The sequence below is a fragment of the Kribbella sp. CA-245084 genome, assembly GCF_050942355.1.
GTDB lineage: Bacteria > Actinomycetota > Actinomycetes > Propionibacteriales > Kribbellaceae > Kribbella.
The window spans coordinates 3,160,825-3,183,249 of the sequence record NZ_CP192053.1; the positions used below are offsets into that span (position 1 = coordinate 3,160,825).

Sequence of the window (22,425 nt, forward strand, 5' to 3'; positions counted from 1 at the left end):
ATGCCCGGGGGCATCGTCGCTCCCGCACCGTCTCGACTCGCACTCCGAGGCCGCTTGGTTCGTCGAGACCGACGAGGTCAAGCACCAGTGCGCGCAGCGTGGCGTTCACTACCGCGACGTGCGCGCCGTCGTGAGCCTTGCATCCGGCAAGAAAGTCAAGGCAAAGCGTCGCGGCATCGGTCTGGAGTAGCCGCACCCACCTACCGCTTCGTTGACGCGACTCAGAACGCTCGGGGAGAGAAGGCGACTGGCGCGGGGGTCGCCGGGGGTCCAGATTTTGTCGCCCTTAGCAACTACTTCGTTGAGTTGGCGTACGCCGAGTTCGGGCACGGACCATTGACCTACCCGCCTGACACCCATGGCCCGCTGAACTCGGCGTACGCCGCTCTGTTGGCCTAGCCGAACAACCGTCCGTAGTCGTCGTCCGGTGGCCCTTCACCGACCGCATCGAGAGCGCCGGTGTAGCCGATCGGTCCGGGCACGCGTCTGCGAAGACGACGCTCGATACCTATTCGCACCTCTGGCCGGACGCAGATGAGCCGACCCGTGCCGCCGTTGGTGCTGTGCTGGCGGCACGGGTCGGGGGTCTCACGGAACAGCCACGGAACGCGGGGGAGTCATGACGACGTTCCCGCAGGTCAGCGGCCTATCGCCGATCAGACGTCGTAGTACAGCTCGAACTCGTGTGGGTGGGGGCGGAGCTGGATCGGGGCGATTTCCTGCTCGCGCTTGAGGTCGATCCAGGTCTCGATCAGGTCGGACGTGAAGACGTCGCCCTCGAGGAGGAAGGCGTGGTCGGCCTCGAGGGAATCGATCACGGCCGGCAGCGAGGTCGGGACCTGCGGGATGCCCGCGTGCTCCTCCGGCGGCAGCTCGTACAGGTCCTTGTCGACCGGGTCGGCCGGCTCGATCTTGTTGCGGATGCCGTCCAGGCCGGCCAGCAGCTGGGCCGAGAAGGCCAGGTACGGGTTCGCCGACGGGTCGGGGCAGCGGAACTCGATCCGCTTCGCCTTCGGGTTCGATCCGGTGATCGGGATCCGGATGCAGGCCGAGCGGTTGCGCTGCGAGTAGACCAGGTTGACCGGCGCCTCGAAGCCCGGCACCAGGCGGTGGTACGAGTTCACCGTCGGGTTGGTGAAGGCCAGCAGCGACGGGGCGTGCTTGAGCAGGCCGCCGATGTACCAGCGGGCGATGTCGGACAGGCCGCCGTACCCGGACTCGTCGTAGAACAGCGCGTCACCGTTGGAGAACAGCGACTGGTGGACGTGCATGCCCGAGCCGTTGTCGCCGAAGATCGGCTTCGGCATGAAGGTCGCGGTCTTGCCGGCCGCCCACGCGGTGTTCTTGACGATGTACTTGAACTTCATCAGGTTGTCCGCGGTCTTCAGCAGCTCGTCGAAGCGGAAGTTGATCTCCGCCTGACCCGCGGTGCCGACCTCGTGGTGCGCCCGCTCGACGACCAGACCGGCCTTCTCCAGCGCGATCGTGATGTCGTCCCGCAGCTCGCCGAAGTGGTCGGTCGGCGCGACCGGGAAGTAGCCGCCCTTGTAGCGGACCTTGTAGCCGCGGTTGCCGCCGTCCTCGACCCGGCCGGTGTTCCAGGCGCCGGCGACGGAGTCGATCGAGTAGTGGGCCGCGTTCGCCTTGGTCTCGAACCGGACGTCGTCGAAGACGTAGAACTCGGCCTCGGGCGCGAAGAACGCGGTGTCCGCGATACCGGTCGACTTCAGGTACTCCTGCGCCTTCCGCGCGATGTTGCGCGGGTCACGCGAGTACGCCTCGCCGGTCAGCGGGTCGTGCACGAAGAAGTTGATGGCCAGCGTCTTCGCCCCGCGGAACGTGTCGAGGAAGGCCGTGGTGGGGTCGGGCAGCAGCTTCATGTCCGATTCGTGGATCTGCTGGAACCCGCGCACCGACGAACCGTCGAACATCAGGCCCTCTTCGAAGACCTCGGGCCCGAACGACGACACCGGGACGGTGAAGTGCTGCATGATGCCCGGCAGGTCGGAGAACCGGACATCGATGATCTCGATGCCCTCGTCCTTGACGTAGGCGAGCAGCTCCTCAGCGCTGGAAAACATACGTACTCCTAGGGTGGCTCAGAGATTGCATCTGAACGTAGGGCCCGCCGGTTTCTCCGTCGTGACCCCGATGTTTCGCGGATGTTACGCCCAGCGTGTCCGCGCTGACCCACTGGTGTACGGCGCTTACGCCCTGAGATCTTACGGTCCGCCTGAAGCGGCCCAGGGGCTGGTCCGTAGGCTAGTCATCATGGCATCGTCGGCGCAGCCGGGCACAGGACCCACCGAAGAATACCGTTTTCCGGGGAGCCGGCTGGGTCTGCCCGAGGAGGGTGCGGGCTCGGTGGCGGGCTGGGGCCGCCGGCTGCTGGCCCTGCTGGTGGACTGGCTGATCGCCGGTCTGATCGCGTCGGTCGTGGTCGGCAAGCCGATGTGGGGAGGCGGCAATGACTACAACACGTCACACCTGGCGATCTTCTTCCTGGTGACGGCGATCCTGACCGGCCTGGCCGGCGGCACCATCGGTCACCGGCTGTGCGGCCTGCGCGTGCTCAACCTGAAGAACAAGGACGTCCAGCAGGTCGGGCTGCTCGGGGGAGTGACCAGGTCGTTCCTGATCTGCCTGCTGATCCCGGCGGTGATCTTCGACCGTGACCACCGCGGCCTGCACGACCTCGCCGCGAAGACGGTCGTCGTACGGCGCTGATCAGGCGGCGAGTCAGCGGCGCGTGAGCCGCAGTTGTACGTCGTCGAGGTACCCGGTGCGGAAGCCGGCCTCGGAGTACGCGAGGTAGAACTCCCACATCCGCCCGAACGTGTCGTCGAACCCGAGCGCGGAGATCTCCGGCCAGCGCTCGATGAAGCGGTTCCGCCAGACTCGCAGCGTGCGCGCGTAGTCCGCGCCGAGGTGCCGTACGACGTCCGCCCGCAGCCCGGTGTGCTGTGCGGTGACGTCCTCGATCACCTTGATCGAAGGGATCAGGCCGCCCGGGAAGATGTATTTCTGCACCCAGGTGAACGTGTTCCGGGTCGCGAGCATGCGCTCGTGCGGCATCACGATCGCCTGTACGACGCCGACGCCGCCCGGCGCGAGCCGCCGCTCGATCGCCTCGAAGTACACCGGCCAGTACTTCTCGCCGACCGCCTCGATCATCTCCACACTCAGCACGGCGTCGAACTCGCCGATCTGGTCGCGGTAGTCCCGCAATGCGACCTGCACCCGGTCGCCGACACCCGCATCCGCGATCCTGCGCTGCGCCAGCAACGCTTGCTGCGAAGCGATCGTGATCGCCGTCACCCACGCGCCCCGCTGAGCTGCCCGGATCGCGAGACTCGCCCAGCCGCACCCGATGTCGAGCACGCGCGACCCGGACTGAATCCCGGCCGCGTCGAGGATCGAGTCGAGCTTGCGCAGCTGGGCCGCGGTCAGCTCGTCGTACGACGCTGTGGCCAGGTCGCTGTGAGCAGCGTCACCGAAGTACGCCGCGGAGTACGTCAGGGTCGGATCGAGGAACTCGCCGAACATCGCGTTGCTCAGGTCGTAGTGGCGGCTGATGTTCTCGCGCGCGCCGGCCCGGTCGTTCTCCTGGTCACCCGGCTGGGAGCGGGTGACCAGCCAGCGCAGTGACTGCGCCCACTTCGGCAGCAGGTGCCGGGTCTCATCATTGCTGAACCGCTCCGCGAACGGGACCAGCAGATCGGCCAGGTCGGTGCCCGGCTCCGGGTCCCAGTCGCCGGCCAGGAACGCCTCGCCGAACCCTGACCCGGCGTCGTGCCCGAGCCGGTCCAGGAACGGCAACGTCCGGTGCACCCGCATCGCGGGGCCGCCGAGACCGTACGAGCGGTTGCTGTCGAGGTGGATGGTGGCGGGCAGGTCCTTGGCGATCAGCTTGATCGCGGTCGCCGCGCCGTACCTCCGGACCGGATTCGAGCGTGGTCGCGCCAAGGTCGGCCACGTCTCGGCCACCGGTTGGTGCACACGTCGGCGCACTGGCGGCATCAGATCCGTCATGTCAGCTGTTCCCCTGTAATCCGTCCTGGTCGCACCCTAAGGGCTCCCAGCCTCCCCACGGCGCATGTCTGAACAGATCAACTGTCGAGCATGCCGCTTGGTTACCGTCCCCGCATCGCCTGGCGGGCGCCCTTCAGGCTGCTCGGCACCGGCCCCTTCGGCATCGGCACCTGCGGCCGGACCGCGTCCAGCGCCTTCAGCCGCTGCAGCAGGTCGGTGATCTCCGACGGCTGCATCACCGCCGGCAGCTTCATGACGTACTTGGTCAGCTTGCGGATGTCGATCTCGCCCTCGCCCTGACCGGCGATGACCTGCGTCACCGGCGCGCCGCCGGCGACCCGGTTGTGCTTCTTGGCCTCGGCCGTCAGCAGGTTCTTCACCCGGCTCGCCTGACCCTCGCCGACCAGGACGATGCCCGGCCGTCCGACCACACGGTGGACGATGTCGGCGTTCTTGGTGACCGCGATCGCGGGCGTCACGTTCCAGCCGCGGCGCAGCGTCTGCAGCGCAGAGGCGGCCGCACCGGCCTGCCCCTCGATCTGGCTGTACGCCGCCTTCTCGACCTTGCGGCCGAACACGAGCGTCGCGGCCAGGAAGCCGAGCGCGACACCGAGCGGGATCCAGATCAGCAGCGGGCCGACCAGGAAACCGCCCAGCACGGCCAGCCCGACGATGCCGAGGAAGATCCCGGCGAGCACCAGCCCGACCGTCGGGTCGGACTTCTGGGTCAGCTTGTACGCCGAGACGATCTGCTTGAGCCGGCTGGTCTTCTCTTCGGGCGCGTCGTTCTTGGCCATGTCTACCTGTCCTGGTTCTTCATACGTGACTCAACGGCCTGACGGTACAGCCGACCGGCCCGGTACGACGAACGCACAAGCGGCCCGGACATGACTCCGGCGAAACCGATCTCCTGCGCCTCGGCGTCCAGCTCGACGAACTCCTCGGGCTTGACCCAGCGTTCGACCGGGTGGTGCCGCACCGAGGGACGCAGGTACTGCGTGATCGTGATGATCTCGCAGCCCGCCGCGTGCAGGTCCTTCAGTGCCTGGCTGACCTCGTCGCGGGTCTCGCCCATGCCGAGGATCAGGTTCGACTTGGTGACCAGGCCGTAGTCGCGGGCCTGGGTGATGACGTCCAGCGACCGCTCGTAGCGGAAGCCGGGCCGGATCCGGCGGAAGATCCGCGGCACGGTCTCGACGTTGTGCGCGAACACCTCGGGCCGGGAGGAGAACACCTCGGCCAGCTGCTCGGGTACGGCGTTGAAGTCGGGCGCGAGCATCTCGACACCGGTGCCCGGGTTGAGCTCGTGGATCTGGCGGATCGTCTCGGCGTACAGCCAGGCGCCGCCGTCGTCCAGGTCGTCGCGGGCGACGCCGGTCACGGTCGCGTAGCGCAGGCCCATGGTCCGGACCGACTCGGCCACGCGGCGCGGCTCGTCGCGGTCCAGCTCCTCCGGCTTGCCGGTGTCGATCTGGCAGAAGTCACAGCGCCGCGTGCACTGGTCACCGCCGATGAGGAAGGTCGCCTCGCGGTCCTCCCAGCACTCGAAGATGTTCGGGCAGCCGGCTTCCTGGCACACCGTGTGCAGTCCCTCGGATTTCACGAGCTTCTGCAGCGCCTGGTACTCCGGGCCCATCTTGGCGCGGGTCTTGATCCACTCGGGTTTGCGCTCGATCGGGGTCTCCGCGTTGCGCACCTCGAGCCTGAGCAGTTTCCGTCCTTCTGGGGCGATGGTCACGTCCCCAAGGGTACGCGTCCCCGCTCACCAGCGTTTCACCCGTACGCTCATGAGCTATGTCATGGACGAGGCCGGCGCCAACACCCCGGGAGCAGCGGTACGACGTACTCCTGGGACTCGGGATGGCGCTGGCGTCCCTGCTCGGCACCGAGCTTGCCCGCGGCGGCTCGCCGACGCACGTCAACCTCGGTATCGGCGGAGTTGAGCCGTACGTGCTGAGCGCGGCGATCGCCCTGCCGATGTGCTTCCGGCGCCGGTGGCCGATCCCGGTGGTCCTGGTGGTCGCGGTGCTGTTCGTGGTCAACGGTGAGCGGGCGCTGTTCGCCTTCGGCGGCAACCTGGTGACCCAGGCGACGATGTTCATGGCGATCTACGCGGCGGTGGCCTGGTCCCGCGACCGGCGGCTGATGAAGGCGGCGGTCGCGGTCGTTTTCCTGGCGATGTTCGGCTGGCTGACGATCAACTTCGTCAAGGCGCTGCAGAACAACGCGATCGAAGGGCCGAACCACGCGCTGTTCTCGCCGTACGTCTCGAATGTGGTGCTCGCCGTCGCGTTGAACGTCCTCTACTTCTTCGGCGCGTACTTCTGGGGCCGTACGGCGTGGGGGACCGCCCGGCAGCGGGCCGAGCTGGAGCAGCAGGCGACCGAGCTGGCCGCACAGCAGGAGGCGAACTCGCGGCGTGCGGTGATCGACGAGCGGCTGCGCATCTCACGGGAGCTGCACGACGTCGTCGCGCATCACATCAGCAGCATCGGCGTCCAGGCCGGGGGAGCCCGGCGGGTGATGGACGCCGACCCGGACGCCGCGAAGAACGCGCTGAACGTGATCGAGGAGTCCAGCCGGAGCGCCGTGAACGAGATGCGCCAACTGCTCGGCATGCTCCGCGCGGCGGATCCCGACGTCGATGTCACCGCGCCGGACCCGAAGGCGCCGCAAGCCGGGGCCGACCGGCTGCCCGCGCTGATCTCGGAGGTGAACGGCCAGGGTCTCGAGGTCGGTTTCCACCAGATCGGTGCGCCGGCCGAGCTGCCGAAGACCGTGTCCGTGTCGGTGTACCGGATCGCCCAGGAGGCGCTGGCGAACGTCCGGAAGCACTCGACGGCGCGGAGTGCACATCTCACGCTGCGTTATCTCGGTGACACGGTCGAGCTCGAAGTACTCGACGACGGCCGCCCGAAGCACGCGCCGGTCGGCAGCCGGCTCGGCCATGTCGGGATCCGGGAACGGGTCGGCCTGCTCGGCGGCGAGAGCGAGATCGGCCCTCGGCCCGTGGGAGGATTCCGGGTCCGGGTCCGCATCCCGCTGGATCACCCGATGCTGGACCAACCCGTGCTGGATCGACCGTCTGGAGGGCTCGATGGCTGACGACCCGATGCGGGTCCTGCTGGTGGACGACCAGGATCTGGTCCGCGCCGGGTTCCGGATGATCCTGTCGGTCGAGCCGGACATCAAGGTCGTCGGGGAGGCGGCCGACGGCGAGAAGGCGATCGAGCTGGCGCTGGCGTTGCGGCCCGACGTCGTACTGATGGATGTCCAGATGCCCGGCATGGACGGGATCACAGCGACCCAGCGGATCGTGTCGGAGGACGCCGGGAAGGTGGTCATCCTCACGACCTTCGACCGCGACGACTACCTCTTCGAGTCGCTCGGGGCCGGAGCGAGCGGCTTCCTGCTCAAGAACACTGCGCCCGAGGACCTGGTCGAGGCGATCCAGATCGTCCACTCGGGGCACGCGCTGCTCGCACCCGAGGTGACCCGCCGCGTCATCAAGCGATTCACCGGTGGCGGCGAGCGCGTGTACCGGCCGGACCTCCTCGCCGAGCTCACCGAGCGCGAACGCGAGGTCCTCGGCCTGATCGCCCGCGGCCTCACCAACACCGAGATCGCCACCCAGCTCTTCGTCGGCGAGGCCACCGTCAAGACCCACGTCTCCCGCGTCCTCCTCAAGCTCGGCCTACGCGACCGCGTCCAGGCCGTCGTCTTCGCCTACGAGTGCGGCCTGGTCACCCCGGGGGACGACACCTCCGCCTAGGCACCGTCGTGCAACGAGGTGGCGGTTTCCCAGAGTCGCTCAGCTTCGCCACGGAACTGGTCGAATCCGATGTCGCCCGCCTGGAGCACAAATTTCGGCTCGCCGGGCTCCTGATACGTGTAGTACTCAACAAACAGCACGCCGGGGTCGTCGGCGCCATCCGGGTGCAAATTCACGCCGACGACCCCGGCCGCCATCGGATGCGATGTCAGCCTGACCTGTAGTTGTCCTTTGGTTGACGCCGCCAGCGCCTCGAGGAGGCGGACCGAGTGCTCGATACGACCCGCGGCCGACCTTGTCTCGCGCCCGGCGTAGTACCGTTCGGCGGCGATGTCGAGGGTGCGCGCATCCGGCGCCATCAGCAGCACCCGGATCCGGCACCCCGCGTTGAGTCGTTCCTCGAACATCCCGTAGTTGGCGGTCAGCAGCGTATTTCGAATGATTCCGGTGATGAAGAGGTCGTCGGCGGACCTCATCGCGTCTAGGAACTCTGGCCCGAACTGCTCGGTGAACTGAGGCCGGATCGATGATCTGAGGCGGTGCTCGAGGGACGGCGGCCATGGCGTTCCGGTCGTCCACATCCGCTCTGCCTGCTGCTCGTACCGCGTGAACCAAGGACCGTCGGCTGGACTCAGATGCAGGATCGGACCAGGCTCGCCGCTTGGCTTGAACTCCGCATGCTGCACCGCCAATGTGGCCGAACCGGACCCACGGAGTAGGTTCACACCGATTGCGGGAACGAACTGTGCCACTCGGATTTCGAGGTTGCCGCCCGTGCTTTGCTTCAGCTCTACCAACTCGTCGAGAGTGCCCCGAACTCGCTGTGCAAGCAGAGCAGAGCGGCCCGGTGACCGGTGCTTTGCAGCCTCGGCGACGATGCGCTCGTCGGTCGGGTCGATCAGGAGAACTCTCAACCGGGCGCCGCGGACGAGTGAACGGTAGAACTCGTCTCGGGAGCCCTGAATCGTGCGAGCCATCGCCATGCCGATCAGCAGTACGTCGTTGGCCTCTGTCCTGGCATGCGCCAACTCGGGGCGGAAGGTCGTCTCCAGCTGAACCGAGGAGCCGTTTCGTTGAGCCTTTGCGATCTCGTCGACGAGCTTCCGAGAGCGGATCTGGGAGAACGCCAGTGCGGCCAGCAGCGCCAGGATGGCTGCGCTCAGCACGCTGATGCTGACCACGCTCACGATTCCGAGAACCGTGAACACCCCAGCCGTGGCGGTCAGCAGCCACAGATCGACGTTCTCGTCCGAAAGTACCGCGCGAATACTGCGAAGCCACCCACGGAGAAGTCTCACGGTGGTCATGCTACGGATTCGGGCGGTGCGCTCGGCAATCTGAACGTCGCTGATCGTGTGCGGTCCGCCCGGGTCCATCGCGCGGATGACGGCGGCGATCACCCTCGCGGGCGACGTACCGGGAGGCATGTCCTCACTAGGTTTGTCAGTGTCGGGTGCACGCCCGGCGGGGGCTGACCTGTAGGAGACGGTGACACATGCTGAGGGTGGCTGGGCTCACCCGGCGGTTCGGTGATCATCTGGCGCTGGACGACGTGACCTTCGACGTCGTACCTGGACGGATGACCGGATTCGTCGGGGCCAACGGTGCCGGTAAGACGACGACGATGCGGATCATTCTCGGCGTCCTGGCCGCGAACGCCGGCGAGGTGCGCTGGAACGGCGAGCTGCTGACCCAGGAGGTACGGCGCGACGTCGGGTACATGCCCGAGGAACGCGGGCTGTACCCGAAGATGAAGATCCGCGACCAGCTGGTGTTCTTCGGCCGGCTGCACGGGCTCTCGCCGGACAAGGCCTTGGAACGGACCGACAAGCTGCTCGAACGGCTCGGGCTCGCTGAGCGGGCGACTGACGCGCTGGAGACGCTGTCGCTGGGCAACCAGCAGCGGGTCCAGATCGCGGCCGCGCTGGTGCACGAACCGATCGCACTGGTGCTCGACGAGCCGTTCAGCGGGCTCGACCCGCTCGCGGTCGACGCGATGGTGGACCTGCTCCGCGAGGAGGTTACGGCCGACGTGCCGGTGCTGTTCTCGAGTCATCAGCTCGACCTGGTCGAGCGGCTGTGCGACGACCTCGTCGTACTGTCCCGCGGCAAGGTAGTCGCCGCCGGTTCGGTCGCGGATCTCTCGGCTGGCTCGACGACGACGTACCGGCTGGTGGTTGACGGGGACGCGGGCTGGTTGCGCGACGTGCGGGGCATCGAGGTACGGGATGTGGCCGGCGGTACGGCGCTCTTCGACGTACTGGACGGTGCCGTCGAGCAAAAGATCCTTCAAGAGGCGCTCAGCCGCGGGCCGGTCCGGCAGTTCGGGCCGGAGCGGGTGGCGCTCAGCGACGTCTTCCGGGAGGCGACTCGATGAACGTGCCGACGAACCCCATGGACAGGCCTTGGGCGCTGATTGCCGAGCGCGAGATCAGCACCAAGCTGCGGGACAAGACCTTCATCGGCTCGACCCTGGTGATGCTGTTCATCGTGATGGTCGCGGTGATCCTGCCGGCGATCCTCGCGGGCCGGGGCGGCGCGGACAAGATCGCGGTCGTCGACGACGCGGCCGCGAAGGTGGTCCAGCAGGCGTCGACCACTGCGGGCGGCGATGGGTACGAGGTGGTCCGGGTTGCCGACCGCCCGGCGGCCGAGAAGCAGGTAACTGATGGCGACGTCAAAGCCGCGCTGCTGCCCGGCGACAACGGGTACGTCGTCCTCGGCAAGGATCGCGTCGACACGGGGATCGAGAGCGCGCTGCGCGAGGCGGCCGCGAGTGTCGGCATGGAGACGAACGCCTCGAAGGCAGGGTTGACTCCTTCGGAGTTGCGCGCGGGTACGAAGGTCGACGTACAGCTGCTGAAGCCGGGGCCGTTGCCGGAGCTCGTGTCGGATTTCGTCAACATCGGGCTCGCGCTGGTGTTCTACATGACCGCGCTCGGCTTCGGCATGATGATCGCGCAGAGCGTCGTACAGGAGAAGGAGAGCCGGGTCGTCGAGATCCTGGCCGCGGCGGTGCCGATCCGGTCTCTGCTGTGGGGCAAGGTGCTCGGCAACACCGTGCTGGCGCTGTCGCAGATCGTGGTGATCGCGGCCGCGTCGCTGATCGGGCTGCTGGCCACTGATCAGGCCGACATCCTCGAGGTGGTCGCGCCGGTGGCCGGATGGTTCGTGGTGTTCTTCGTGCTCGGATTCGTTGCGCTGGCCGGGCTGTGGGCGGTCGCGGGTTCGCTGGCCACGCGGCAGGAGGACCTCGGGTCGACCACGCTGCCGGGACAGATGATCCTGATGATCCCGTTCTTCTTCTCGGTGTTCGCGGGGTCGTCGGCCAAGACGGTGGCGTCGTTCGTGCCGATCGCGTCGTCGATGTCGATGCCGGGCCGGATGCTGACCGAGGACGTGCCGATCTGGCAGCCGCTGGTCGCGATCGCGCTGCTGCTCGGCGCGACCGTGCTGATCGTCCGGCTGGGCGCGCGGCTGTACGAGCGGACGTTGCTGCAGACGGGCCGCCGGCTCGGTTACCGCGAAGCCCTGGCCCTCGAAACTTCGTAGCACATCGTTACAGCCAGGCCTGGCGTTACAGCTCCGGGCCTGGCTGTGACGAAACCGCAATGTTGGGTACCTGTGTGCTGTGCCTACACCTGGACTACGGTCACAACGCATGAACGTCGAGCTGCGCCACCTGCGGGTGGTGGTCCTGGTGGCAGAAGCGGGGTCCGTCGGTCGGGCCGCCCGCTGGCTCAAGGTCAGCCAACCGAGCCTGACCGCGCAGCTGAAGCGGATCGAGGCCGCGTTCGGCGGGGAGCTGTTCGAACGCTCCCGCACCGGGGTCACCCCGACACCTCTTGGCCGGTACGCCGTGGATCGCGCGCGAGCGATTCTGGTCGACGTCGACCACCTGTCCGCGACGGTGTCCGCGATGACCGCGGTCGAGTCGTCCGCGGTACGGCTCGGTGGATTCCCGACCGCGCCGATGTCCGGGATCGCGTCCCGGCTGCGCTCGCACGGCGAGATCGAGCAAGTCAGCATCGAGGTCGAGTGGTCCACCAGTGTGCTGCTGCAGCAGCTGGAGAGCGGGCGGCTGGATTTTGCCCTGCTCCGTGAGTTCCCGGGGTTCGAGCTGCGGCTGCCGACGGGGGTCGAGTCCACCACGGTCGTCGAGTCGGAGTCGGCGTACGTCGCACTCTCGGCCGATCACCCGGTCGCGGAGTCGACCCGGACGCGCGGCGAGATCGAGCTGGGTTTGTTGTCGGAGGAGGAATGGATCGGGGAGCCGCCGGACGACAGCGGGTTCCATGTGCTGTTCCGCGCGGCCTGCGAGGCGGCCGGCTTCCAGCCGAAGGTCGAGCACCACTCGGTCGACACGTCGGTGCTGATGGGCTTCGTGACGAGCGGTCAGGGCGTGGCGCTGATCTCGCCCACGTCGTACCGGATGTTGTCGTCGGATGTCACGACGCGCACGTTGGTGGGCGATCCGATCCACAGGAAGCTGGTGCTCGCGTGGAGCACGGAGTCACCGCGCGCCCAGATGTCCGGCGACGTCCTCGGCATGGCCAGCGCCGCTTACGACGAGGCGATCACCGAACACGCCCGCCGAGGCGCCCACCAACGCATGCATGTCGCCTGAGCACTAGGCGGGCTTGACCACCGGATTCTCGAACGCCAGGTGAAACTCCCCGGTGTCCTCGGGGTCCTCCATCCGCTCCCGGTACTGCGACCCCACCTGCTCCTTAGGAGCCACCCGCCTCTCCGCCTTGGGCTGCTGGGCCTGCGGCTCGGGCTGCTCGACCTGGGCCTGCGGCTTGGGCTGCTCGACCGGCTTGGCCTCTTCCGCCTTCGGCTCCACCGACTTCGCCTCGGCGGGCTTGGGCTGCGCCACCGGCACCGCCTGCGTCTCCGCTACGGGCATCGCCTGCGTCTCCTCGACCGGCTCGGCGTCCTTGGCCTCAGGCGCGCTCGCCTCGGCGGGCTTGGGCTGCGCCACCGGCACCGCCTGCGTCTCCGCTACGGGCATCGCCTGCGTCTCCTCGACCGGCTCGGCGTCCTTGGCCTCAGGCGCGCTCGCCTCGGCGGGCTTGGGCTGCGCCGCCGGCACCGGCTGCGTCTCCTCGACGGGCTTGGTCTCTGCGACCGGCGTTGCCTCTTCGGCCTTGGTCTCCGGCGCCTTCGGCTCGTCCGGCTCGGACGGCGGGACCGGCACCGGCTGCGTCTCCTCGACGGGCTTGGTCTCCGCGACCGGAGTTGCCTCTTCGGCCTTGGCCTCCGGCGTCTCGACCTCATCCGACTCGGACTGCGAGACCGGCATCGCCTGAGTCTCCTCCGCTACGGGCTCTTCCTGCGCGGGGGCTTCCTGCTCTTCAACCTGCGCCTCGGCGGCGGCTGATTCGTCCTCCTGCATCGGGGCGGCCACCGTCTCGTCACCGACGTAGTTGCCCCGAGCATCAGCCTCCGGGAACTGCCGCGTCTGCTCGAACTCAGCACCGACCGGGAACTGCCGCGTCTGGTCATCCGCCTGGTTCCGCGGCTGCACCGGCTCGGGCTCGTCGAACAGGTCGTCGTACCGCGAGTGGCTCTCGTACGCGATCGGCTCGGCATAGGTGCTCCCGGCAACCGGGTACACGGCCGCGACGTCCGCCTCCTGCTGCGCCTGCGCCGCCTCCTGCTCGCGCTGCAGCCGCTCGTCCTCGGCGCGCTCGCGCCGACGCCGCTGCACACTGCGGACGATCAGCTGGATCGCGTACACCAGAGAGATCACCGCGAGGATCGGTACGACGCCGTTCAGCGTGTACTGCTTCGACCCGTCGATCATCCCGTTGGTGACGCCGGGGACGTCGTTCAGGAAGTTCGTGGTCCGGTTCGGGATCCAGAGCCAGCAGTAGATCATCGCGCCGAAGGCGAGGAACGCCCCCAGCGCGCCGGCGCCGGAGAAGTACGACACCACGGCCCAGAAGACCAGCGCGCCGATGCCGAAGGCAAGCGCCAGCTCCTTCGCATTCAGCTCGATACCACCCGGGGCCGCGAGTACTCCGAAAACGGCCGGTCCGGCCAGAGCAACGGCTACGCCGAGCAAGAACCCAAGAAATTTGGCCACAACCCCAAGGTAGCGACGATCGGCCGTCACGCCGTGCAGACACTTCGGTACGCCACACCAGACACATCCGCCCCAAGCGCACCGGCAATCGCTTGCCTAGGCTGTCCCCGTGGACCGTCCTCCGAACATCCTCGTAGTCCTGTCCGACGAGCACACCGCGGCCGCAGCCGGGTGGGCCGGCCATCCGCACGTACAGACGCCGCATCTGGACCGCCTGGCCGCACAGGGCGTTTCGTTCGACCGCGCGTACACGAACAGCCCGATGTGCGTCCCCTCCCGGCTCTCGCTGATGTCAGGGCAGTACGTGCATCAGATCGGGGCCTGGGACAACGGCGTGATCCCCGGCCCGGCGTACCGCACCTGGGGTCACCATCTGCGCGAGGCCGGTTACACCTCGCTCATCGCAGGACGCACGCACTTCAACGGACCAGACCGCTTGCTGGGCTTCGACAAGCGCCTCACAGACGACCTGGACTTCTGGCTGGACCACACTGGCCGCCCACCCCGTCGTACGCCGGACTGGCGGCGCCCGTCCAACTCACACGTCACCGAACAAGGCGCAGGCGACCACGTCCACACGCAGCACGACATAGCCGCAACCGACGCAGCAGTGGACTTCCTGCGTGCTCCCGGCGAGAACCCGTTCCTGCTGTACGTCGGCTACATGCACCCGCACTTCCCGTTGGTCGCCCCACCGGAGTTCCGTGCGCTGTACGACGCCGCCGATGTCGAACTGCCCTCTGTTGCCGACGAGCAGCACCCGGTGATCTCGTTGCTGCGCCACGGTTTCCGCAACGACGAACCGCTGACAGAGGAGCAGATCCGGGAGGCAACGGTCTGCTACTGGGCACTGATCAGTCACCTGGACCACCAGATCGGCCGACTGCTCGATGCGGTCCCGGACGACACAGTGGTCATCTACACCAGTGACCACGGCGAGATGGCCGGTCATCACGGCATCTGGCAGAAACAGTGCTTCTACGAGCCCGCAGTACACATTCCTCTCCTGCTACACCACCCAGCGCAGTCGCCTGCCCGCACTGATGCCAACGTCAGCCTCATCGACCTACTGCCAACCCTCAGAGACATTGCTGGGCTAGCGTCTGATCCTGCTCTGCCAGGCCATTCGTTGCTCGACCCAATGGATCGGCCAGTGCTCTCGGAGTACCACGCCCAAGGCATGCTCGACGGCGGCTTCATGCTCAAGTCCGGCCCCTGGAAGTACTGCTACTACGGCCCCGCCAACCCTCCGCAGGTCTTCAACCTCGACGCCGACCCGCTCGAGCAGAACGACCTGTCCGCCGACACAGCTCTGGCGCAACGCCTGGACGCCGAGCTGAGATTGCTGCTGGACCCCGATGCGACCGATCTACGTGCGAAGACAGATCAGACCGAGCGCCTGGCTGCTTCGACCTCGAGAGGATGAGTGTGGTGCCTGCTCCGAACATTCTGCTGATCGTTTCCGACGACCACGGGTACGCCGACCGCGGTGGCCTCGGACTGCACTCCGACGTACACACCCCTTCCCTGGACCGACTCGCCGCGGAGGGCGTGACCTGCACAGACGCATACGTGACAGCGCCGATCTGCAGCCCGTCCCGCGCCGCGATCATCTCGGGGCTGTATCAGCAGCGGTGGGGCGGCCAATGGTTCGACTCGGCCGCCTTCCCGCCGGACGACGTACCGAGCCTGGCGGAGATCCTGCAGAACCAGGGGTACCGCACGGGGTACTTCGGCAAGGTGCATTACGGCAAGGAAGACGTGGGGGACAGGGCCTGCCCACCGCACCACGGCTTCGAGGAGACGCTCTACGGCTTGGCAGGGCAGTCCTCCGGGCGCCTGAACTACCTGCACCACTCAGAGGACGCGATGACGTCGTACGGGCAGCCGGCGGCGCACCACATGGCTGTGCAACCGCTGCTGTCGGGTGACACCCCGGTTGAACACGAGGGCTTCCTGACGGCCGAGTTCGGCCGACGGGCAGCCGATTTCATCAGTACTGCGGACGAGCGCCCGTACTTCTGCATGGTCGCGTTCAACGCAGTACACAACTTCTGCTGGCAACTGCCTGAGTCCGAGCTGGAGGCGCGCGGCCTGCCTGCTTTCCGGGACTGGTCGCCAGACACGGACGGCGCGTTCATGGAGTGGTACGACGACGTGATCGTGCCGAACCTCCCGCACGGACGCGAGTACTACCTCGCTCAGCTCGAGCTGATGGACGCGGAGATCGGTCGCCTCCTCGACGCGGCCGACGAGAACACCATCGTCGTTTACCTCACCGACAACGGCGGATCGACCTGCAACTTCGGCGACAACGCCCCGCTCCGCGGCACGAAGTACACGCTCTGGGACGGCGGCATCCGCATCCCGATGATCTGGCGCTGGCCGGCTCAGCTGCCCGCGGGCCGCAGTACCGACGCCTTGGTCAGCAGCATGGACCTGGTGCCCACGCTGGCCGGCGCAGCCGGCGCGACCGTCACCGAAACGGACGGCCTGGACATTCTCCCTGCCCTGGCCGGTACGTCAGCCACGGCCCACGACACCCTCCACTGGGACTGCGGCTTCCAATGGGCTGTCCGGTCAGGCTCCTGGAAACTCAGCTGGGTCGCCGACGACACCAACACCCAGCACCTGAAGAGCTACGAACACGCACCCATGGGCAACGGCTGGTCCCTGACGGACCTGTCCACCGACATAGCCGAACAAACCAACCAGTACGCCGAGCATCCGGACGTCGTCGCCCGCCTCCAGGACCTGCACACCACCTGGCGCGCTGAAGTGGGTCTAGCTAACGGCCACTCAGACGGTTAGCCCGTAGGTGATCGCTGTCGGACCCTCGTCTGCGTGCTCGATGTCCGGGCTGCGCTCGTACTCTTCCCAGGCGAGGAGTTCGTCGAGATGCCGACGTACCGAATCCAGCACCTCGGTCACCGCCACCTCGCGGCCGAGCTCGTTGGACAGCGTCGTCACGTCGGCGTCCGAGATCCCGCACGGCACGATCCGGTCGAACCAGGCCAGGTCGTTGTTGCAGTTCAGCGCGAACCCGTGCATCGTCACGCCCTGCGCGACCCGGATCCCGATCGCGGCGATCTTCCGCTCCCGACCACGCTCGTCGGCCGCGACCCAGACACCGCTACGCCCCTTGACCCGCCCGGTCCTCACCCCGAAGTCTGCGCAGACTGCGATCAGCGCTTCCTCGAGCCGCCGCACGTAGTCCACGACGTACACATGTGAGGCGAGCTTCACGATCGGGTACCCCACGAGCTGTCCCGGTCCGTGCCACGTGATCTTCCCGCCGCGGTCCACGTCGACGACCGGCGTACCGTCGAACGGCCGCTCCTGAGGCTCGGTCCGCTTGCCGGCCGTGTAGACCGGCGGGTGCTCGAGCAGGATCACCGTGTCCGATCCGGTGCCCTCGGCAACCTCCGCATGCAGCCGCCGCTGCTCCGCCCACGCAGTCTCGTACTCCACCGCGTCGGCTCCGAAGCCCGCTTCCACATACTTGATAGCCCTCACCCGATCGAGTGTAAGCGCCCCCGACCGCGCGCTCCGCCGAGCCCCGGTAGCACCTGTGGATAACTTCGACGGCGGATGTCGCGATCGGTGCATCCTCTTGGCATGGACCTCGCCGACTTCACCGGGTACAGCCTGCGCCGGCAGCTCGGGTCCGGACCGGCCGGCACCGTCTGGCAGGTGCGGGACCGTACGTCGGGCCGCAACGCCGTACTCAAACAGATCCCGCTCACCGCCGTGCCCGACCTGAGGAGACTCCGTGAAGACCTGAGCCTGCTGACCGGCATCCGCCACCCGCACATCGCACGCCTGATGGAGTTCCGCGAGACCGAAACACACCTGATCGTCATCAGCCAGTACGTCCCCGCCGGCAGCCTCGCCACGCTCCTGTCCCGCCGCGGCTCCCTATCTCGTGGCGAGCTGGTGACCCTCCTCACACCTCTCGCCGAGGCCGTCAACTACCTCCACCGCTCCCACCTCACCCACGGCGCCATCACCCCCCACAACGTCCTCTTAGATGCCGATGGCCGCCCCGTCCTCACCGACGCAACCCTCCACCCCGCGCCACCAGCCACCGACCTAACCGCGCTACTCACCCTGTCCCACCAGGCAGGCGCAGACCCCACCGTCTTCACCCCAGCCCTCTTCGCCAAAACCCCACTACCCCGCCACCTCCTATCCCTAGCCGCCCCCACCCCCATCGACCTATCAATCCCCGACCCCCCAACTGCATCTGCCGCGTCCACTGGCGATCTGCCCGCGATGCCTACTGGCACTCCGGATGACCCGGCCGTCACGCCTCCCGCCCCGCCCACCGCCCCGGATCTCTCCGCCCTCCTCAGCGCCCCCCGCCCCAAAACCTCCGACGAGACCCCCGGCGACGACGATCCCATCGCCCTTTCCCGAGGCCCACTAGCCGCCCCTCAACCCAAGCCGCCCACACCACCCCCCACCCCGCCCGCGCGCCCCGAACAGTCCTCAACCCCAACAGGAGGCCCAAAGCGCACCCGCCCAAACCGCCGCACCAAATCCCGCCGCGACCGCGCACTCCGCCGCCTCCCACACCCGCCCCACAACACCCTCCTCGCGACCATCCGACACCTCATCCGACGCCCGCTGCCCGACCCCCTCGCCGTACCCGCCAGCCGCGTCCACCAGCGCTCGCCACGTAGCCGCCTCGCGGCAGCCGTCGGCCGAGTACCGCGACGCCCGCCGTACGGCACGCTCGCCGCAGTTGGGCTAGGTGCTGTCGTCGTGCTCGCCATCGGCACAGTCACGTTCCGGACCCTGGACGCACCCGCGACCGCCCAAGCAGATCCCGCCCATCCCCAGTCCACGCACCCACAGGGCACGCAGCCAACCTGCACCGAGTCGCAACCCGCCGAGCCAACCTGCGCCGTTCCGCCGTCGAACCAGCCCAGCCCCACGCGGCCGCAGCCCATGGAGCCGACCACAGCGCCGTCTCAACCCACCCGCTCGCAACCGACCGGCGCGCAAGCTACCAGCGTGCGACCGACCGGCGTGCCGTCGAACGGCCTGCAGTCGGCGGCCCCCGAGCGGACGGCGGGGCCTGCGCGGTCTGCGGCTGCGGAGCGGACTTCTTCCACGCAATCGGTTGCCTGGACGAGGACTCTTCAAGCGCTCGACGCCCAGCGGGCTCAAGCGTTCTGGACGCTCGACTTAGAAGCCCTCGACCGCATCTATGTGCCCGGCAGCTCGCCTTGGCGGTCCGACCATGCGCTTCTGTCCAGCTACCGCGAACAGCAGATCCGAGTGGAAGGTCTCCGGGTTCAGATCGACAGCTCCACAATCACCCGCCGCACCCCAACCACCGTCACCCTCAAGACAACCGACCACCTAGCCGCCGGCCAAGCGGTCGATCAGACCGGCGCCAAGACCCCACTTCCGCCCGGATCCCCGACAACCAAACTCATCACGCTGACAACCAACCCAACCACCAAGGCCTGGCGAATCACGGCCATCACCCAAGCCTGACCCACACCAAGCAACAGAACCGAGCAACAGAACCGAGGGAGGTTGTCAGGCCAGCGCAGCGGAGAGGGCGGTGGTGACGGTCGGGTGGTGGAAGGGGAAGCCGGCCGATTGGAGACGAGTTGGCAAGGCTCGCTTGCTTCCGAGGAGTTCCCACGCGAACTCGCCCAAGGCGACCTTCATCAGGAAGGCCGGGACCGGCACGAACGCCGGTCGGTTGAGCGCCGTAGCGAGCGCCTCGGTGAATTCCGTGTTGGTGGCCGGGGTAGGGAGAGCGACGTTCACCGGACCGCTGACTGCGTCGTTCTCGGCGACGAAGCGGACGGCTCGGATCCAGTCGGTCAGCGAGACGACGGGGAAGTACTGGCTGCCGGACCCCAGGCGCCCGCCGAGGCCGACACGAAAAGGAAGGGAGAGGAGCTGGAACGCAGGAGCCTTGCGATCGAGTACGACGCCGGTACGGAGTGCGGCGACCCGGCTGCCTGCGGCACGGGCGGGCTCGAGCGCGCCTTCCCACAGGCGAACGACGTCGGAGAGGAAGCCCTCGCCGAGTTCGGAGTCCTCGGTCAGGATGCGGTCGCCGAGATCCGTCCCGTAGCCGCCGACTCCGCTCTGCGTGATCAGTACCGGACGCCGGTCGAGCTGCGACGCAGCCGTCGCCAGCGTTGACGTCGTACTGACGCGGCTCTCGCGGATCGTGTTGCGGTACGTCGGGGTCCACGGGCGGCCGATGTTCGCGCCGGCCAGGTTGACCAGGACGTCGGGGTCGCCGAGGGAGGCGGGGTCGAGTTCACCGCCGGCCGGGTTCCAGCGGATCTCGTCGGGCGTGGACGGCGTCCGGCGTACCAGGCGGAGGACCTGGTGGCCGCCGGCAACCAAGTCGCGGGTCAGGGCCTTGCCGAGGAAGCCGGATGCCCCGGCCAGCACGTACTTCATCCCGCTTTGCTCCTTGTCTGGTTCGAACACAGTCGAGTTCGCTGAACACAAAAGCGCCGGTGCCCGTCTCCGGGGAGACAATGCACCGGCGCCTCAGCTGATTGGATCAGAAGCCGATCGGATCAGACGTCGAACTGGGCCTCTTCGAGGCGCTTCTTGACCGCGGTCAGGTAGCGGGCCGCGTCGGCGCCGTCGACCAGACGGTGGTCGTAGGTCAGCGCCAGGTACACCATCTGCCGGATCGCGATCGTCTCGCCGAGCTCCGGGTGGGTGATGACGACCGGCCGCTTCACCACGGCACCGGTCCCGAGCATGCCGACCTGCGGCTGGTTCAGGATCGGGGTGTCGAACAGCGCGCCCCGGCTACCGGTGTTGGTGATCGTGAACGTGCCGCCTGCCATCTCGTCCGGCAGCACCTTGTTGTTGCGGGTGCGGTCGGCGAGGTCGGCGATCTTCTTCGCCAGGCCGGCGATGTTCAGGTCACCGGCGTTGTGTACGACGGGGACCATCAGGCCGCGCTCGACATCCACCGCGATGCCCAGGTGCTCGGCAGCGTGGTAGGTGATCTCGCCCTTCTCCTCGTCGATCGAGGCGTTGAGCTTCGGGTACTGCTTCAGGGCGTCGACCGTGGCGAGCGCGAAGAACGGCAGGAACGACAGCTTCGTGCCCTCGCGGGCCTCGAACTCGGCCTTCTTCGCGTTGCGCAGCTTGGCGATCTCGGTGACGTCGACCTCGACCACGGTGGTCAGCTGGGCCGAGACCTTCAGCGAGTTGACCATGTGGGCCGCGATCGCCTTGCGGATCCGGCTCATCTTCTCGGTCGTGCCACGCAGCGGGCTGATCGTCGCAGCCTGCGCCGGCGCCGCGGCCGGAGCAGCAGCCGGAGCGGCCGGCGCTGCGGCGGCAGCCTTCTTGGCCTCGGCGGCAGCGATCACGTCCTGCTTGCGGATCCGGCCACCGACGCCAGTTCCCTGTACGGCGTTGAGGTCCACCTGGTGCTCCGCGGCGAGCTTGCGGACCAGCGGAGTGACGTAGTTCGGACCGTCAGTCGCAGCACCGTTCGGCGACGGAGCAGCTGCTGCCGGAGCTGCCGCAGGTGCCGGCGCCGGGGCGGCCGGAGCCTGCGCCGGGGCGGACTGCGGAGCGGGAGCGGCAGCAGCCGGAGCCTGCGGCGCGGGGGCTGCGGCCGGCGCCGGGGCAGGAGCGGGAGCAGCCGCCGGAGCCGGGGCCTGCGCGGGTGCGGCCTGCGGGGCCGGAGCGGCAGGAGCCTGCGCGGCGGGGGCGGCAGCCGGGGCTGCAGCCGGAGCCGGGGCGGCAGCGGGAGCGGCCTGGGCAGGAGCTGCGTCGCCGGAGCCGACGATCGCCAGCTCTGCGCCGACCTCGACGGTCTCGTCCTCGGCGACCTTGATCTCGAGGAGCTTGCCGGCGATCGGCGACGGGATCTCGGTGTCGACCTTGTCGGTGGAGACCTCGAGCAGGGGCTCGTCGACGGCGACGTCGTCGCCGACCTGCTTGAGCCAGCGGGTGACCGTACCCTCGGTGACGCTTTCGCCGAGCGCGGGCAGCGTCACCGACGTACCGGAAGCGGCACCGGAACCACCCGACGGGGCAGCAGCCGGAGCTTCCTGCGCGGCGGCAGGCTGCTCCTGCGCGGGAGCGGGCGCGGGGGCGGCCGGTGCGGGGGCAGCCTGCGCCGGAGCGGCCGGCTGCTCAGCGGCAGGTGCAGCTTCGGCAGGTGCAGCCTCGGCAGGCGCGGCCTCGGCCGGAGCGGATTCGGCGGGGGCGGATTCGGCGGGGGCGGATTCGGCGGGGGCGGCCGGAGCGGAGGTGGCTTCGCCCGCGTCGCCGATGACGGCCAGTTCGGCGCCGACCTCGACGGTCTCGTCCTCGGCGGCCTTGATCTCGAGCAGCGTGCCGGCCACCGGCGACGGGATCTCGGTGTCGACCTTGTCGGTCGAGACCTCCAGCAGGGGCTCATCGACGGCAACGGTGTCGCCGACCTGCTTGAGCCAGCGGGTGACGGTTCCTTCGGTGACGCTCTCCCCGAGGGCCGGCAGGGATACAGAGGTCGGCATGACGGTCGTTGCTC

The 22,425-nt window shown here is 68.2% G+C and carries 18 protein-coding genes; 9 read left to right on the forward strand and 9 right to left on the reverse strand.

Features of this window, described 5'->3' with window-relative positions; all coding sequences use genetic code 11:
• Positions 1–656 precede the first annotated feature (656 nt).
• A complete protein-coding gene (gene glnA, locus ACQPYH_RS15275) occupies positions 657–2,081 on the reverse strand; it encodes a type I glutamate--ammonia ligase (RefSeq protein ID WP_432891688.1) in 1,425 nt (474 codons plus the stop codon).
• 190 nt (positions 2,082–2,271) lie between these two features.
• Here glnA and ACQPYH_RS15280 point away from each other — a divergent pair, with 190 nt between their 5' ends.
• Positions 2,272–2,727 carry an RDD family protein gene (locus tag ACQPYH_RS15280; protein WP_432891691.1) on the forward strand — a complete coding sequence of 152 codons (456 nt, stop codon included), beginning with the start codon at positions 2,272–2,274 and terminating at the stop codon, positions 2,725–2,727.
• Between the two features lie 12 nt (positions 2,728–2,739).
• Here ACQPYH_RS15280 and ACQPYH_RS15285 read toward each other — a convergent pair whose 3' ends face one another.
• The 3 genes from ACQPYH_RS15285 to lipA all read right to left on the reverse strand — a co-directional run bounded on the left by ACQPYH_RS15285 (position 2,740) and on the right by lipA (position 5,770).
• Positions 2,740–4,032 (reverse strand): class I SAM-dependent methyltransferase, encoded by a 1,293-nt coding sequence (locus tag ACQPYH_RS15285; RefSeq protein WP_432891694.1) that lies wholly within the window; start codon positions 4,030–4,032, stop codon positions 2,740–2,742.
• Positions 4,033–4,133: 101 nt separating this feature from the next.
• Positions 4,134–4,829 carry a DUF4191 domain-containing protein gene (locus ACQPYH_RS15290; RefSeq protein WP_130446879.1) on the reverse strand — a complete coding sequence of 232 codons (696 nt, stop codon included), beginning with the start codon at positions 4,827–4,829 and terminating at the stop codon, positions 4,134–4,136.
• Between the two features lie 2 nt (positions 4,830–4,831).
• Positions 4,832–5,770: a lipoyl synthase gene (lipA, locus tag ACQPYH_RS15295; RefSeq protein ID WP_130446878.1), complete on the reverse strand. Its 939-nt coding sequence runs from the start codon at positions 5,768–5,770 to the stop codon at positions 4,832–4,834.
• Positions 5,771–5,826: 56 nt separating this feature from the next.
• Between lipA and ACQPYH_RS15300 the strand changes: the two genes are divergently transcribed.
• Both ACQPYH_RS15300 and ACQPYH_RS15305 read left to right on the forward strand, forming a co-directional pair.
• On the forward strand, positions 5,827–7,137 hold the full coding sequence (locus tag ACQPYH_RS15300; RefSeq protein ID WP_432891698.1) for a sensor histidine kinase: 1,311 nt from the start codon (positions 5,827–5,829) through the stop codon (positions 7,135–7,137).
• Positions 7,130–7,804 (forward strand): response regulator, encoded by a 675-nt coding sequence (locus ACQPYH_RS15305; protein ID WP_432891700.1) that lies wholly within the window; start codon positions 7,130–7,132, stop codon positions 7,802–7,804. Before ACQPYH_RS15300 ends, ACQPYH_RS15305 begins: the two co-directional genes overlap by 8 nt.
• Here the strand turns inward: ACQPYH_RS15305 and ACQPYH_RS15310 are convergent.
• Positions 7,801–9,102, reverse strand: coding sequence for a hypothetical protein (locus ACQPYH_RS15310; RefSeq protein WP_432891703.1), 1,302 nt, complete (start codon positions 9,100–9,102; stop codon positions 7,801–7,803). The genes ACQPYH_RS15305 and ACQPYH_RS15310 overlap by 4 nt on opposite strands.
• Positions 9,103–9,299: 197 nt before the next feature.
• On the opposite strand from ACQPYH_RS15310, the gene ACQPYH_RS15315 reads away from it, so the two are divergent.
• The 3 genes from ACQPYH_RS15315 to ACQPYH_RS15325 all read left to right on the forward strand — a co-directional run bounded on the left by ACQPYH_RS15315 (position 9,300) and on the right by ACQPYH_RS15325 (position 12,431).
• The gene (locus ACQPYH_RS15315; RefSeq protein ID WP_432891705.1) at positions 9,300–10,181 is read left to right on the forward strand and encodes an ABC transporter ATP-binding protein; all 882 of its coding nucleotides are present in this window, start codon (positions 9,300–9,302) and stop codon (positions 10,179–10,181) included.
• Positions 10,178–11,356: an ABC transporter permease gene (locus ACQPYH_RS15320; protein ID WP_432891708.1), complete on the forward strand. Its 1,179-nt coding sequence runs from the start codon at positions 10,178–10,180 to the stop codon at positions 11,354–11,356. The genes ACQPYH_RS15315 and ACQPYH_RS15320 overlap by 4 nt, the downstream gene beginning before the upstream one ends.
• A gap of 109 nt (positions 11,357–11,465) precedes the next feature.
• Positions 11,466–12,431: a LysR family transcriptional regulator gene (locus ACQPYH_RS15325; RefSeq protein WP_432891710.1), complete on the forward strand. Its 966-nt coding sequence runs from the start codon at positions 11,466–11,468 to the stop codon at positions 12,429–12,431.
• A gap of 3 nt (positions 12,432–12,434) precedes the next feature.
• Here ACQPYH_RS15325 and ACQPYH_RS15330 read toward each other — a convergent pair whose 3' ends face one another.
• Positions 12,435–13,895, reverse strand: coding sequence for a hypothetical protein (locus ACQPYH_RS15330; protein ID WP_432891713.1), 1,461 nt, complete (start codon positions 13,893–13,895; stop codon positions 12,435–12,437).
• Between the two features lie 109 nt (positions 13,896–14,004).
• Between ACQPYH_RS15330 and ACQPYH_RS15335 the strand changes: the two genes are divergently transcribed.
• Positions 14,005–15,321 carry a sulfatase-like hydrolase/transferase gene (locus ACQPYH_RS15335; protein WP_432891716.1) on the forward strand — a complete coding sequence of 439 codons (1,317 nt, stop codon included), beginning with the start codon at positions 14,005–14,007 and terminating at the stop codon, positions 15,319–15,321.
• Between the two features lie 5 nt (positions 15,322–15,326).
• The gene (locus ACQPYH_RS15340; protein ID WP_432891719.1) at positions 15,327–16,706 is read left to right on the forward strand and encodes a sulfatase family protein; all 1,380 of its coding nucleotides are present in this window, start codon (positions 15,327–15,329) and stop codon (positions 16,704–16,706) included.
• On the opposite strand, the gene lipB is transcribed toward ACQPYH_RS15340, so the two are convergent.
• Positions 16,695–17,411, reverse strand: a complete 717-nt coding sequence (gene lipB / locus ACQPYH_RS15345; protein ID WP_432891721.1) for a lipoyl(octanoyl) transferase LipB — start codon at positions 17,409–17,411, stop codon at positions 16,695–16,697. The genes ACQPYH_RS15340 and lipB overlap by 12 nt on opposite strands.
• A gap of 102 nt (positions 17,412–17,513) precedes the next feature.
• Here lipB and ACQPYH_RS15350 point away from each other — a divergent pair, with 102 nt between their 5' ends.
• Positions 17,514–19,403 carry a protein kinase domain-containing protein gene (locus ACQPYH_RS15350; protein WP_432891724.1) on the forward strand — a complete coding sequence of 630 codons (1,890 nt, stop codon included), beginning with the start codon at positions 17,514–17,516 and terminating at the stop codon, positions 19,401–19,403.
• 45 nt (positions 19,404–19,448) lie between these two features.
• Here ACQPYH_RS15350 and ACQPYH_RS15355 read toward each other — a convergent pair whose 3' ends face one another.
• Together ACQPYH_RS15355 and sucB are read right to left on the reverse strand one after the other, a co-directional pair.
• Positions 19,449–20,336, reverse strand: a complete 888-nt coding sequence (locus tag ACQPYH_RS15355) for a TIGR01777 family oxidoreductase (RefSeq protein WP_432891727.1) — start codon at positions 20,334–20,336, stop codon at positions 19,449–19,451.
• Between the two features lie 122 nt (positions 20,337–20,458).
• The gene (sucB, locus tag ACQPYH_RS15360; RefSeq protein WP_432891729.1) at positions 20,459–22,411 is read right to left on the reverse strand and encodes a 2-oxoglutarate dehydrogenase, E2 component, dihydrolipoamide succinyltransferase; all 1,953 of its coding nucleotides are present in this window, start codon (positions 22,409–22,411) and stop codon (positions 20,459–20,461) included.
• Positions 22,412–22,425: the final 14 nt, after the last annotated feature.

Excerpts from the sequence above, each read along its gene's own strand:
- glnA (WP_432891688.1), bottom strand. The coding sequence starts at position 2,081 with ATGTTTTCCAGCGCTGAGGAGCTGCTCGCCTACGTCAAGGACGAGGGC.
- ACQPYH_RS15280 (WP_432891691.1), top strand. The coding sequence starts at position 2,272 with ATGGCATCGTCGGCGCAGCCGGGCACAGGACCCACCGAAGAATACCGT.
- ACQPYH_RS15285 (WP_432891694.1), bottom strand. The coding sequence starts at position 4,032 with ATGACGGATCTGATGCCGCCAGTGCGCCGACGTGTGCACCAACCGGTG.
- ACQPYH_RS15290 (WP_130446879.1), bottom strand. The coding sequence starts at position 4,829 with ATGGCCAAGAACGACGCGCCCGAAGAGAAGACCAGCCGGCTCAAGCAG.
- ACQPYH_RS15300 (WP_432891698.1), top strand. The coding sequence starts at position 5,827 with ATGTCATGGACGAGGCCGGCGCCAACACCCCGGGAGCAGCGGTACGAC.
- ACQPYH_RS15305 (WP_432891700.1), top strand. The coding sequence starts at position 7,130 with ATGGCTGACGACCCGATGCGGGTCCTGCTGGTGGACGACCAGGATCTG.
- ACQPYH_RS15315 (WP_432891705.1), top strand. The coding sequence starts at position 9,300 with ATGCTGAGGGTGGCTGGGCTCACCCGGCGGTTCGGTGATCATCTGGCG.
- ACQPYH_RS15320 (WP_432891708.1), top strand. The coding sequence starts at position 10,178 with ATGAACGTGCCGACGAACCCCATGGACAGGCCTTGGGCGCTGATTGCC.
- ACQPYH_RS15325 (WP_432891710.1), top strand. The coding sequence starts at position 11,466 with ATGAACGTCGAGCTGCGCCACCTGCGGGTGGTGGTCCTGGTGGCAGAA.
- ACQPYH_RS15350 (WP_432891724.1), top strand. The coding sequence starts at position 17,514 with ATGGACCTCGCCGACTTCACCGGGTACAGCCTGCGCCGGCAGCTCGGG.
- ACQPYH_RS15355 (WP_432891727.1), bottom strand. The coding sequence starts at position 20,336 with ATGAAGTACGTGCTGGCCGGGGCATCCGGCTTCCTCGGCAAGGCCCTG.
- sucB (WP_432891729.1), bottom strand. The coding sequence starts at position 22,411 with ATGCCGACCTCTGTATCCCTGCCGGCCCTCGGGGAGAGCGTCACCGAA.